Annotated in this window: 9 protein-coding genes and 4 pseudogenes; all 13 read left to right on the top strand. The window is 52.3% G+C overall.

Annotated elements, in window-relative coordinates; genetic code table 11:
• The first annotated feature begins 541 nt into the window (after positions 1-541).
• Positions 542-808, top strand: coding sequence for a ferredoxin family protein (locus FBQ85_03270; GenBank protein MDL1874178.1), 267 nt, complete (start codon positions 542-544; stop codon positions 806-808).
• Between the two features lie 46 nt (positions 809-854).
• A complete protein-coding gene (gene vorB / locus FBQ85_03265; protein ID MDL1874177.1) occupies positions 855-1913 on the top strand; it encodes a 3-methyl-2-oxobutanoate dehydrogenase subunit VorB in 1059 nt (352 codons plus the stop codon).
• Between the two features lie 211 nt (positions 1914-2124).
• Positions 2125-2331, top strand: coding sequence for a hypothetical protein (locus tag FBQ85_03260; GenBank protein ID MDL1874176.1), 207 nt, complete (start codon positions 2125-2127; stop codon positions 2329-2331).
• A 102-nt stretch (positions 2332-2433) separates the two neighbouring features.
• Positions 2434-3861 (top strand): 2-ketoisovalerate ferredoxin oxidoreductase, encoded by a 1428-nt coding sequence (locus tag FBQ85_03255; protein ID MDL1874175.1) that lies wholly within the window; start codon positions 2434-2436, stop codon positions 3859-3861.
• A gap of 26 nt (positions 3862-3887) precedes the next feature.
• Positions 3888-4520 (top strand): annotated as a pseudogene (locus tag FBQ85_03250) (PKD domain-containing protein).
• 3 nt (positions 4521-4523) lie between these two features.
• Positions 4524-5102 (top strand): annotated as a pseudogene (locus FBQ85_03245) (hypothetical protein).
• Positions 5103-5387: 285 nt separating this feature from the next.
• A pseudogene (locus FBQ85_03240) lies at positions 5388-5693 on the top strand (PKD domain-containing protein).
• Positions 5694-6779, top strand: a pseudogene (locus FBQ85_03235) (PQQ-like beta-propeller repeat protein).
• A gap of 42 nt (positions 6780-6821) precedes the next feature.
• Positions 6822-7106: a T9SS type A sorting domain-containing protein gene (locus FBQ85_03230; protein ID MDL1874174.1), complete on the top strand. Its 285-nt coding sequence runs from the start codon at positions 6822-6824 to the stop codon at positions 7104-7106.
• Between the two features lie 122 nt (positions 7107-7228).
• Complete coding sequence (locus tag FBQ85_03225; GenBank protein ID MDL1874173.1) at positions 7229-8338, top strand: Glu/Leu/Phe/Val dehydrogenase; 1110 nt, start codon at positions 7229-7231, stop codon at positions 8336-8338.
• A gap of 94 nt (positions 8339-8432) precedes the next feature.
• Positions 8433-9554, top strand: coding sequence for an alanine dehydrogenase (locus tag FBQ85_03220; protein ID MDL1874172.1), 1122 nt, complete (start codon positions 8433-8435; stop codon positions 9552-9554).
• A 90-nt stretch (positions 9555-9644) separates the two neighbouring features.
• Positions 9645-10940, top strand: coding sequence for an acetyl-CoA hydrolase/transferase family protein (locus FBQ85_03215; protein ID MDL1874171.1), 1296 nt, complete (start codon positions 9645-9647; stop codon positions 10938-10940).
• 96 nt (positions 10941-11036) lie between these two features.
• On the top strand, positions 11037-13253 hold a 2217-nt coding region (locus FBQ85_03210; GenBank protein MDL1874170.1), incomplete at its 3' end, for an NADP-dependent malic enzyme.

Below are 13253 nucleotides of genomic sequence, written 5' to 3'. Positions count from 1 at the left end.
ATTCGTGCAACACTTGCAGAGTTTCCTCAAACAACCCCCTCGTTTGCTCGGTATTCACCAACCTTAGCCTCTGACAGCATGTTAAGAATGCGCCATTTAAATAACTTACTCATTCGGGAAACCGCTAATGAGCGCGAATATTCGCTAATTTTGAAATTCGCGTTTATTAGCGTCCATTCGCGGTTTGAGAGATGGGCAAGTTATTTAAGTGAGAATCCTAAGTTGCATTCTTATTTATGAGAATGATTTTAATGAGGTTTTGCAGGGTTGGGAATGTGGCGCGTCATATTTCGCAAAACGCGCGCCTCTCAATCTAGAGCATCTCTCGCAATTCGAATTAGTTAAAGCCAAATTTCCAAAGCGGCGTTCCTAAGTCGTTTTCGGCATGCTGTTTGAAAGATTCGAGGTGGCAAAATGACGTCCGATTTGAAACCACCGTCCGGATGCCGTTTTGATTAAGTGATGATTGTTGCATGGGATAAATCATGTAATCATGTTTGGCCTCCTTGGCGTCCGGACGGTAAAGTAAAATGAGCGAGCCATGGCAGAAATCCGAAAAGACAGCCGCAATCGCGGCATGGTAGTCATCAATGCGGAAGAGTGCAAGGGGTGCGGCCTGTGCGTTGAGGTGTGCCCGCCCACCGTGTTGAAAATTTCCGAGGCGTTGAATCGGATGGGCTATCATCCCGCAGAGTATGTCGGAATCGAATGCACCGGCTGTGGCGTGTGTTATTATGTTTGCCCGGAGCCGGGCGCGATTACAGTGTACAAACGGGTCGAGGCGAAAGCGCCGGTCGTTGAAGGATGAAAATATTGGTGTACCGGCAAACGCTTCAGCAATCAGGAATACGAATATGCAACTCATCAAAGGTAATGAGGCCGTGGTGAAAGCCGCACTGCTGGCCGGTTGTCGCGCTTATTTTGGTTATCCCATCACGCCGGCGAGTGAAATTGCGGAAACTGCAGCCGAGTATTTCCCCAAAGTCGGCGGCGTTTTTTTGCAAGCAGAAAGTGAAGTGGCTTCCATCAACATGCTGTATGGCGCGGCTTCGGCAGGTGTGCGCGCCATGACCGGCTCCTCGAGTCCGGGCATTTCATTGATGCAGGAAGGCATTTCCTATGCGGCCGGCGCGGAATTGCCCATGGTGATTGTTGACATTATGCGCGGCGGCCCCGGGCTGGGAAACATTGCGCCGGAGCAGGCAGATTATTTTCAAATTGTCAAAGGCGGCGGCCACGGCAATTATCGGCTTATCGTGCTCGCGCCCAACAGCGCGCAGGAAATGTGTGATCTCACCATGCTGGCGTTTGAGTTGGCTGATCGCTATCGCAATCCCGCCGTCGTGCTGGCCGATGGTTTTATCGGCCAAATGATGGAACCGGTGAATTTCCCCGCGCCGGTAACCACATTCCCGGAAAAAACCTGGGCGGTGTCGGGCAACCCCGAAACCCGCGACAATTTGATCACTTCCATCGACCTTGTTCCCGAAGATTTGGAAGCGCATATCCACCATCTTTTTGAGAAATATAAAACCATTGAGCAGGAAGAGCCGCGTTACGAAGGCTATCGCCTGGAGCATGCGCAAATGGTTGTAGTCGGTTACGGCATCATTGCGCGCCTGTTGCGCACGGCGGTGGATATGGCGCGCGAGCGCGGCATTCCCGTCGGGCTATTTCGTCCGATTACGCTGTGGCCATTTCCGAAAGAAAAAATCGACGAGTTGACCGATCATACCTACGGTTTTCTTGTGTGTGAATTGAGCACCGGGCAAATGGTCGAAGATGTTCGGCTGGCCGTGAACGGCTGGACGCCGGTGGAATTTTACGGCCGCACCGGCGGCATGGTGCCGAGCGCGGAAGAGTTGCTGCGTCAAATCGAGCGTTTTTGGAAAGAGTTGGACGTAAACGCATAAGGATAAGGCTAGTTCGTTGTTGAGGATGGCCCTGGACATTGTGAAAAACTGTTTTTCACGAACCAACGCATAAACACGAGGAGCATCTGCAATGCAGTTAAGCCCATGTCAGCGATCTGGATTTTCTAGACGAGAGCAGCCAGCGGGCTTGGCGTAATGGATGGAAGATAGACGATGAGGCGGATGCTCCTCTTTTTCAAGGAGTCTATCAATGGTTTTCCCAGAAAGAGAATTGTTTCCCGATTATGAATGGGAATTGGATTTCCGCTGCGAGCGCTGCGGTGAGAAACATGATTTGGTGTTCGATAAGGCAACGGAAACGATGTACTGCTCGGCGTGTTTGCGGTTTTTGCACAGCCAGCAAATGGGGAAAGGCGAGGCCGCAGAAGCCATGAAAAAAGGCGATTTGGTTTATTGAACCGCGTGTGAATCGAAGATGAACGGCTGATGACGCCGCCGCAGGTTTCGGTTTTTTGTTGCGGCATCTTCGAAACCCCGCTCTCGAATCAGGGAGAAAATCATGCAAGCAACAGTACTGCGCCGGCCGGAATCGTTTTATGAAGTCTTCACGCGCAAACCCGGCGCTGACAAAACCTCGACGCATTATTGTCCGGGTTGCGGCCACGGCAACGTGCACAAACTGATCGCCGAGGCCATGGATGATTTTGGCATTCGTGATCGCACTGTCTTCATTTCTCCGGTGGGCTGCTCGGTGTTTGCGTATTACTACATGAAATGCGGGAACATTCAGGTTGCGCATGGCCGCGCGCCGGCGGCTGCCACGGGCGTGCGCCGGGTCTTGCCCGATCGCATTGTGATCAGCTATCAAGGCGACGGCGATCTTGCCGCCATCGGCGGAAATGAAATTTTGCACGCCGCCAATCGTGGCGAAAACATTACCGTGATTTTCATCAATAATGCCATTTATGGCATGACGGGTGGGCAAATGGCGCCAACGACTTTGCTCGGCATGAAAACCACCACCACGCCTTTTGGCCGGACCGTCGCCAATGAGGGTTATCCGCTGCGGGTTTGTGAATTGTTGGCGACGTTGGAAGCCCCGGCTTACATCGAGCGCGTTGCGATTACCGATGCCAAACACGTCATGGCGGCGCGCAAAGCCATTCGCAAGGCGATTCAAAATCAAATTGAAGGGCGCGGGTTTTCGCTGGTTGAGGTGTTATCCACGTGCCCGACGGGCTGGAATGTGACGCCCACCCTCGCCAAAAAATGGCTCATCGAAAACATGTTGCCGGTTTTTCCGCTTGGGGTGTTTCGCGATAGAAAAGAAAAGCCCGCCAGTCTTCCTCCGACCAACGGCGCAACGCAGGAAACGAGCACGATGCGCCACATTTTGGGCATCGCCGAAGAAGACACACAAGCCTGGCAATTGCCGCCGGAAGCACACGGCGTCAATCCGCGTTTGAAAATTTCAGGTTTTGGCGGCCAGGGCATTTTGTTCATGGGCGTCACGCTGGCGGAAGCGGGCATGCGGGTTGGCCGGCATGTGAGTTGGCTGCCGAGTTACGGCCCGGAGATGCGCGGGGGCACGGCCAATTGCCATGTCATCATCTCGGAGCAACTGATCGGCTCGCCGTTGGTATCTGAAAGCGATGTGTTGATTGCGATGAACCGGCCTTCTCTTGAAAAATTTCAAGCGGAGGTTCGCAGCGGCGGTTTGGTGCTTTATAATCGTTCGTTGATTTCCGAGGTGCCATTGCGCGATGACGTTCAGGTCGCCGCGATTCCGGCTACAGAAATTGCAGATGAACTTGGCAATACCAAAGTTGCCAACGTAGTGATGCTCGGCGCTTATCTTGGTCTTGCCAAGTTGTTGCCGGAAGAAGCAATTCTTGCCGTATTGAATAAGAAAGCAAAAGCGCGGCCGGCGCTTGTGGAATTGAATGCCAGAGCTTTGCGTGCCGGCCAGGAATTTGTTAGCGGATAACACGTATCTTACATCAGGTGAGAATTATGAAGAAACTATATAGAGGTGCATTAACTGTAATTGGTTTTGGCATGCTGATTCCAATCGGATTACAGTTTATCATTGGGCAAGCAGCATTCGCTCAGACAAGGGTAGATGTCGCGCCTGGCGATTCACTCCAAATCACCAGGGAACCTTTAATCAATTTCGCACCTGTCACTGGAGTAACAGCTTCCATAGAAGGATCGGATTCGGCCTATGTAACTGTGCGTCTGGATAGTTTTGAACCCATTTTTGGCACTTTGAACATTAGAACCAAATTTACACTGAAGGTAGAGCCCAACGCCCCGATTGGAGAGCTTTCAATTACGGTCTTGCTTGATTATGATGGAGCCGGAGTTGTGAATCTTGTCATTGCCGAGGACTTTACGATTGTAACGGGCACGCCGACAGAACTTGCAGCAGATTTTGTTGGTGCGCCACTGAGAGGGCTTGCTCCCCTCGTCGTACAGTTTACAGATCAATCGCTCGGCAGTGTTGAGAACTGGCTTTGGGAGTTTGGCGACGGGCAAACCAGTCAGGAGCAAAATCCTACTCATACTTACTCAGAAGTAGGCAATTATGGAGCAGGCGACTATACTGTGCGCTTGACTGTGAATGGTCCGAACGGCTCTAGTACCAGGATGTTAACAAATTATGTTATTGTTGATTATCCGTGGTATCTTGGAGAATCGGGGGCAGATGGGTTTCCAGAGGCAATCTACTTTGTGGACGAAAGAATTGGCTGGATTGTCGGTGGGAGAGGCATGGGTGAACCAAGAGGAGAGGTAATCTTAAAAACAATAGACGGTGGGAACACATGGATTTCTCAATCAAGCGGTTTAAGTGGAGGGCTGAATTCGATTCATGTGATTGATGCCAAGAAAGCGTGGGCTGCAGGGGATGATGGCAAACTGATTAAAACTGTTGATGGCGGCGAAACTTGGGAATTACAGAATACTGGTACAAATGAAGAGTTGAATTCAATATTTTTCATAAATGAAAACACTGGTTGGATAGCCGGGCGTAATGAAGCCATGCTCAAAACAATAGATGCAGGTATGAATTGGCAACTTCAGCCATTCTCAAGCGGAGGAATCGCGGAACATTTGAAGTACGTTCAATTTGTTGATGCCAATGTGGGGTGGGCAATTGGAGATACTGGCGGGGAGGCTACGATTTATGTCTATAAGAGTATAGATGGTGGCACAACCTGGCAAGCACTACAATTGAGCAAAACAGGTCCCCTAAAAATAGGAATCTTGGGGACCGCATATTTTCATGATGTCAGAATTGGGTGGGTTGCCGGAATTGTCAGGTATTGGGAAAACAACCAAAATATATACAAAGCTGAAATTTTTGGTACGACTGATGGCGGAGCTACCTGGATTATTCAGGAGAGTATACCTAATAAGCTCAACTTCATACGATCCGCCCATTTCATAGATGAGACCACCGGATGGATGGTCGGTTATGATGGACTCATAATGAACACGACAAATGGTGGAATGAATTGGAATAAAGAGGAGGCAGGCATAACGGAAACCCTTAGCTCAATCCATTTCATCAATCCAGCTACAGGCTGGGTCGTTGGAATCGACGGACATATACTCAGAAAGACAACGACGCCTATTGCTGATTTCACAGGTGACCCTACATCCGGCATTGCCCCTCTCACCGTTGCATTCACAAATCGATCATCCCGGACTATTACAGATTATTCTTGGGATTTTGGCGACGGAAGTTCGAGCAATGAAATAAATCCCTCCCATACTTATAATTCGCCAGGGGAATATACTGTGAGCTTGGAGGTAATGGGTCCAACTGGCTCAGATACAAAAATTGCTGTTGCTTACATAAGTACTAATATCCTGGGCACACAAAAATGGGCGTTCACCACCAGGGATTATGGATATGGAAGTTCTTCACCGGCAATAGGTGCTGATGGAACGATTTATATTCAACAAGATGATGTTTATGCCCTCGATCCCAACGGCACGCAAAAATGGAGATTTCATACCTCGAGCAGTGCAGTGTCACCTGCCATCGGTACCGATGGCACGATTTACGTGGGTTCTGATAAGCTTTATGCCCTCAACCCTGATGGCACCCCAAAGTGGGCGTTTGCCTTCGGGAGCTATGTGGTTTCGTCCCCAGCTCTTGGAGCCGATGGTACGATTTATTTCGGAGCAATTAATCATAAGCTTTATGCTCTCAATCCCAATGGCACAGAGAAATGGGCGTTTACCACAGGGGATTGGGTAACGTCTTCCCCAGCTATAGGTGCCGACGGGACAATCTACGTAGGGTCAAATGACAACAAGCTTTATGCTCTCAATCCCAATGGTACGCAAAAGTGGGCACTCACCATCGGGAGTTATGGTGGGTCTTCCCCCGCTATCGGCGTCGATGGCACAATTTATCATTTAGGGCCACGAAATGCCAAGCTTTATGCCATTAATCCCAATGGCACGCAAAAATGGGCATTTACAATCGCAGATAATGATGGAGGTGTTGTTGAGTCTTCCCCGGCGATCGGCATTGACGGCACAATCTATGTAGGATCGTGGGATAACAAGCTTTACGCCATCAACTCCGACGGCACCTCAAAGTGGGCGTTCACAACAGGAGACGAAGTGGATTCATCGCCAGCAATTGGTGCCGACGGCACAATTTATGTTGGATCAATGGACAGTAAGTTATACGCGATTAACCCCGATGGCACGCAAAAGTGGGCGTTCACCACGGAGGACCGCGTGGAATATTCCCCTGCTATTAGCGTCGATGGTACAGTTTATGTCGGGTCAGTACATAAGCTATATGCCATTAGTTCCACTAGTAAAGGCCTAGCACAAAGTGCTTGGCCCAAATTCCGTGCGAATACTCAGAATACTGGGCGTTTCTCAAGCACAGGAACTTCCGTGCAAAGGGAATCCGACAATATGCCAGATGAATTTACGCTTTTACCCAACTACCCCAATCCATTCAACCCAGAGACCACCATTCGTTTCTACCTGCCCAAGACAAGCAATGTAGTGCTATCGATATATGATGTGCTTGGCATAAAGGTATGCACTTTGGCAATACAGAAATATGCTGCGGGTTGGCAACAGGTCAAATGGACGGGTACGAATGAATCTGGGCATCAAGTGGGTTCGGGCATCTATTTTCTCAAATTCACTGCCGGCGAATTTAGCACATGGAACAAGATGAGTCTATTGCGATAAGGTCATTTGGCCTGAACCACGATAGTATCGAAGTGTGCTGGTGTTGCGAAGTCTGTGCATGAAGCCTTCCGGCAACTGAAACTTGCCGTTCGCAAGAATGCCTTCAAGAAAGGAGTGCGGCTATGAAAATCTTCACTGCCATGAATGAACACAATCACGAGGAAGTTGTTTTTTGTAACGACCGCGATACCGGCCTGCGTGCCATCATTGCCATTCACGACACTACGCTCGGTCCGGCGCTGGGCGGCACGCGCATGTGGCCATATAAATCCGAAGAAGAGGCGCTGCACGATGTGTTACGCCTGGCGCGCGGCATGACGTACAAATCTGCAGCCGCCGGTCTCAATTTTGGCGGCGGCAAGGCCGTGATCATCGGCGATCCGCACCGCGACAAGAATGAAATGCTGTTTCGCGCGTTTGGCAGATTTGTGCAAGGCTTTAGCGGCCGTTTTATCACGGGTGAAGATGTCGGGGTGGAAGTGAAAGACATGGAATGGGTGCGCATGGAAACGCCGTGGGTCCTGGGCATCTCCGAAGCGCTCGGCGGCAGCGGCGACCCCTCGCCGGTGACAGCGCGCGGCGTGTATTTCGGTTTAAAAGCCGCCTGTGAAGCGGTATTTGACACACCTTCGTTAAAAGGCCGGAAAGTGGCGATTCAAGGCGCGGGTCATGTCGGGTATTATCTCGCCGATTTTTTGAATCGGGAGGGCGCGACGCTGTTTGTCAGCGATATTCGCAACGAGCGCGTCAATCGCTGTGTCGAAGAGTTCGGCGCGACGGCAGTGGCGCCCGATAAAATTTATGATGTCGATGCCGATATTTTTTCGCCGTGCGCCCTAGGCGCGATCATCAATGATGAAACCATCCCGCGCCTGAAGGTCAAAGTCATTGCCGGCGGTGCCAACAATCAATTGGCCGATGAGCAAAAGCATGGCCGCATCTTGATGGAGAAACGCATTCTTTATGCGCCCGATTATGTCATCAATGCCGGCGGCTTGATCAATGTCGCCAATGAAATCGAAGGCTATCATCGCGATAAAGCGCTGAAAGAAGCGGAAGGCATTTACGGCGTGCTGAAACAAATCATTCTGATCGCACACAAAGAGAATATTCCCACCTGCGAAGCTTCGAATCGCCTGGCCGAGCACCGCCTGGCGCAGGTGGCCAAGCTGAAACGCATGCACGTGTTGAGCCGCCCGCGCCAAATTCGCGGCGAACGATATGCGTGGTGAAACAAGAGCGAAGTCGGGCTTGCGCTGCTAACGCCTCGAATTCTTTTCAAATTTCCGGGCGCAAGCCCGACTTCACTAATTGAAGAGGGTTATTATGATCATCGGCATTCCCAAAGAAAGCTGGCGTGATGAGCATCGCGTCGCATTGATTCCGGCGGGCGTGTATGCGCTCGTTAAAGCCGGGCATAAAGTCATCGTGCAGACCGGCGCAGGCCTGAGCTGCGATTTCACAGATGAAGCGTATGATGAAGCCGGCGCCGTCCTGGCCTTTAACGAAACCGAAGTTTTTGGGCGCGCCGATGTGATTGTCAAAATCATGCCGCCTTCTTTGCAGGAATCCACGTGGATTGCGCGTGACAAGACGCTGATGAGTTTCTTCAATTTTAGCGTCTTGAATCCCAAGCTCATGGCGAGTTTGGGCGATGCCAAATGCACGGCCATCGGTTATAATTTGATCGAAGATCGCAACGGCAATTTGCCGGTGCTGACCACGATGAGCGAGATTGCGGGCATGTTGTTGCCGCAGATTGCCGGACGCTTCTTGGCGACCCAGGAAGGCGGTCGCGGCGTGTTGCTCGGCGGCGTTGCCGGCATCCCGGCGGCGAATGTGCTGATCATCGGCGCCGGCATGGTGGGCAGCACCGCAGCGGAAGCATTCGTGGGCGCGGGCGCAAATGTCATGGTGATGGACAGTGATCTCGATCGCTTGCGTAAACTCGAACGGCAAACGCGTCATCAGATCAATACCGCGTTTGTGACGCCTTATAACATCGAGCGCAATCTCGGCAATATCGATGTGCTGGTGGGCGCGGTGATGATTCACGGCCAGCAATCGCCGCATGTGATTACGGAAGCACATGTCAAACGCATGCGCAAAGGCAGTGTGATCCTGGACGTTTCGATCGATCAAGGCGGTTGTGTGGAAACCAGCCGGCCGACGACGCATTCCGATCCGATTTTTATTCGTCATGGCGTTATTCATTACGCGGTCGCGAATATTCCGGCGCTGGTGGCGCGCACCGCGGCGCATGCGCTCAACAATATGATTTTGCCGTACACCCAGCTCATCGCCGATGGCGGCGTCGCCGCGATCGCGACCAACGAAATGCTGCAACGCGGCGTGTATCTTTATCATGGGCAATGCACGCATCCGGAGGTGGCCCGCGTGCTGGGCTGGCCGGTCACACCGATCGACGAGTTGATCTCAAAGGAGTGAGGGAGGAAAAAGGTTTTCCCAGCAATCCACCACTGCACCAATCCCTCCCTCCGGTTCAACACGCTGCTGATCAAAAGAAAATGGAGTGATATGAGTTGGCTTGAAACGTACAGAAGAAAACGTTGCTCAGCGGATGAGGCGGTCCAACACATTCGTGCAGGAAATACGGTGTATATTCACCCCGGTTGTGCTGCGCCGGAGCAACTCGTGCGCGCCATGGTGCGCCGCGGGCCGCAATTGCGAGATGTGAAAGTGATTCACCTGCTTACGGCGGGCAGCGCAGATTACGCCCGGCCGGAGATGGCAGGGCATTTCCGGCATGTCGCCTTTTTTGCGGGCGCCAATGTCCGGCGCGCCATCAACGAAGGCCGCGCGGATTTTATTCCGATTTTTTTGGGCGAAATCGAAGCGTTGTTTGCGAATGGCAGCATTCCCGTGCATGTCGCGCTGATTCATGTCTCGCTGCCGGACGAACACGGCTTTTGCAGCTACGGCGTCGGCGTCGATACCACCAAAGCGGCGGCGGAACACGCCGATATCGTCATCGCGCAAGTCAATCCCAAAATGCCGCGCAGCCTGGGAGATTCCTTCATTCACCTTAACAAAATCGATCATCTGGTCGAAGTCGAAGACGATATTTGGGAGCATCCGCAAGGGCAGATTTCCGATATTGCCAACAAAATCGGCAGCAACATTGCCGGCTTGATTGAAGACGGATCGACGTTACAGCTCGGCATCGGCGAAATTCCGGATGCGGTGCTGCATTATCTCGACGCCAAAAAAGATTTGGGCATTCACACCGAGATGGTGAGCGACGGTGTGGTCAGCTTGATCGAAAAAGGCGTAATCAACAATGAAAAGAAAACCCTGCATCCCGGCAAAGTGATTTTGGGATTCGTGCTGGGCACGCGCCGGCTTTATGACTTCATCGACAATAATCCCATTTTCGAATTTCATCCGAGCAGCTACACCAACGATCCGTTCATCATCAGCCGCAACGACAAGCAAGTGGCGATCAACTCGGCGATCGAAGTCGATCTCACCGGCCAGGTTTGCGCGGATTCGATCGGCTATAATTTTTACAGCGGTATCGGCGGCCAGGTGGATTTCATTCGCGGCGCGGCGCGCAGCAAGGGCGGCAAACCGATTATCGCGCTGCCTTCGACGGCGAAAGACGATACCATCAGCCGCATCGTTCCACACTTGAAAGAAGGCGCGGGCGTAGTCACTTCGCGCGGCGACGTGCACTACGTCGTCACCGAATACGGCGTGGCTTATCTGCACGGTAAAACCGTGCAGGAACGCTGTCGCGCATTGATCAATATTGCACATCCCAAATTTCGTGAGGAGCTGACGAAATTCGTGAAGGAAAGGAAGTGGTTGTGAAAGAGTGTAAAGCGTAGGGTGTAAAGGGTAAAATGTAAAATCGCCCCACATTTTACACCTTACACTTTTCACATCAACTCAACAACGAGAATACTCATGATTACCAAGCAAGAAGCCCTGCGGTATCATACCGAAGGCCGCAAGGGGAAAATCGAAGTGGTTTCGACCAAGCCTTGCGTCACCCAAAATGACCTGGCGTTGGCTTACACGCCGGGCGTTGCAGAGCCCTGCCGCGAAATTCATCACGATCTCGAAAAAGTCTGGGAGTATACCTCGCGCGGGAATCTCGTGGCCGTCATCTCAAACGGCACCGCGGTTCTGGGCCTGGGCGATATTGGCGCAGAGGCCGGCAAGCCGGTGATGGAAGGCAAGGGCGTGCTCTTCAAACGCTTTGCCGACATCGACGTATTCGATCTCGAGTTGAATTCCCACAATGCGGACGACATCATCAAAGCCGTACAACTGTTGGAGCCAACGTTTGGCGGCATCAATCTCGAAGACATCAAGGCGCCGGAATGTTTTCAAATTGAAGAAACATTGAAGAAAACCATGAAAATCCCGGTGTTCCATGACGATCAGCATGGCACGGCGATCATCTCCGGCGCGGCGTTGCTCAATGCGTTGGAGCTGGTGGGCAAAGACATTCGCAACGTCAAAGTGGTTTTCAACGGCGCCGGCGCTTCCGGCATTGCCTGCGCCAATTATTATCTCAGTCTCGGCGTGTCGCGGGAGAATTTGATTCTGTGCGATACCAAAGGCGTCGTGTATGCCGGCCGCAAGGAGAATATGAATCCCTACAAGGCCAAGCTGGCGGCGGAGACCAAAGCGCGCACGCTCGCGGAAGCCGTGGCCGGCGCTGATGTTTTTGTCGGCCTCTCCGGCCCCAATATGATGACGAAAGACATGGTCAAGTCAATGGCGAAGGATCCCGTTATTTTTGCCATGGCGAATCCCGATCCGGAGATTACGTACGAAGATGCCACCTCCGTGCGCAGCGATTTGATTATGGCGACCGGTCGTTCGGATTTTCCAAATCAAGTGAACAATGTGCTGGGCTTTCCGTTCATCTTTCGCGGCGCGCTGGATGTGCGCGCCACAGCGATCAATGAAGAAATGAAGCATGCCGCGACGCGCGCATTGGCTGAGTTGGCCAAGGAACCCGTGCCCTATGCCGTGATCAAGGCCTATCGCTTGCAGAATCTCAAATTCGGCCGGGATTACATTATTCCCAAGCCCTTCGATCCGCGCGTGTTGTTGTGGGTGGCGCCGGCGGTGGCAAAAGCGGCGATGGATACCGGCGTGGCGCAAAAGAAAATTGATCTCGACAAGTATCGCGAAGAGCTGGAAGGCCGGCTCGGCGTTGCCCGCAAGTTCATGCGGGTCATGATCAACAAGGCCAAAGCCGCGCCCAAGCGCATCGTTTTTCCCGAAGGCGATTTCCCGGCTATTTTGAAGGCCTGTGAAATCATTCTCGATGAGGGCATCGCGCATCCGGTTTTGTTGGGCGATGAGCAGATCATTCAGCAGCGCATTGCTGAAATGCATTTGGATTTGAAAGGCGGCATCGAGATTGTCGATCCCGCCACTTCGCCGAAATTGGCGCAATATGTCGAGGCGTTTTACGAGTTGCGTAAACGCAAAGGCGTTACCCGCCGTGAAGCCGGCGAGCTGATGCGGCATCGCAATTATTTCGGCCCGATGATGGTGCATCTCGGCGAAGCCGATGGCCTGGTCTCGGGCCTCACCAAGCATTATCCGGAGACGCTGCGTCCCGCGCTGCAGATTATCAAATTGCGCAATGGCCTTACCAAAGTGGCGGGCTTGTATGCCATGGTGTTCAAAGAGGGTGTTTATTTTATTGCAGACGCGACAGTCAATATCGATCCCACCGCCGAAGATTTGGCGGAGATTGCCCAGCTTGCCGCCAAAGAAGTGCGGCGCTTCAACATTGAGCCGCGCGTGGCGTTGCTCTCGTTCTCGAATTTTGGCAGTGTGCGGCATCCGTTGTCGCAGAAAGTGCAGCAAGCGCTCACGCTGCTGCGGCGCAAAGCCGTCGATTTCGAGGTGGATGGCGAGATGCAGGCAGACACCGCCGTCGTGCCGGAAATCATCGAGGAGTTTTATCCCTTCAGCCGGATCAAGGGCGGCGCGAACGTGTTGATCTTTCCGGATCTCATCAGCGGCAATGTGGCCTACAAACTTCTCCAGCGCCTCGGACACGCCGAAGCCATCGGCCCGATTCTCATGGGCATGAGAAAACCGGTTCACGTGCTGCAGATCGGCAGCATGAGTGAGATGGATGTCGTAAACATG

This window comes from Cytophagia bacterium CHB2, assembly GCA_030263535.1.
In the GTDB taxonomy this organism is placed as follows: Bacteria; Zhuqueibacterota; Zhuqueibacteria; order Zhuqueibacterales; family Zhuqueibacteraceae; genus Coneutiohabitans.
The sequence above is the reverse complement of the archived record's forward strand: the minus strand, read 5'-3'. Positions and strand labels throughout refer to the sequence as shown.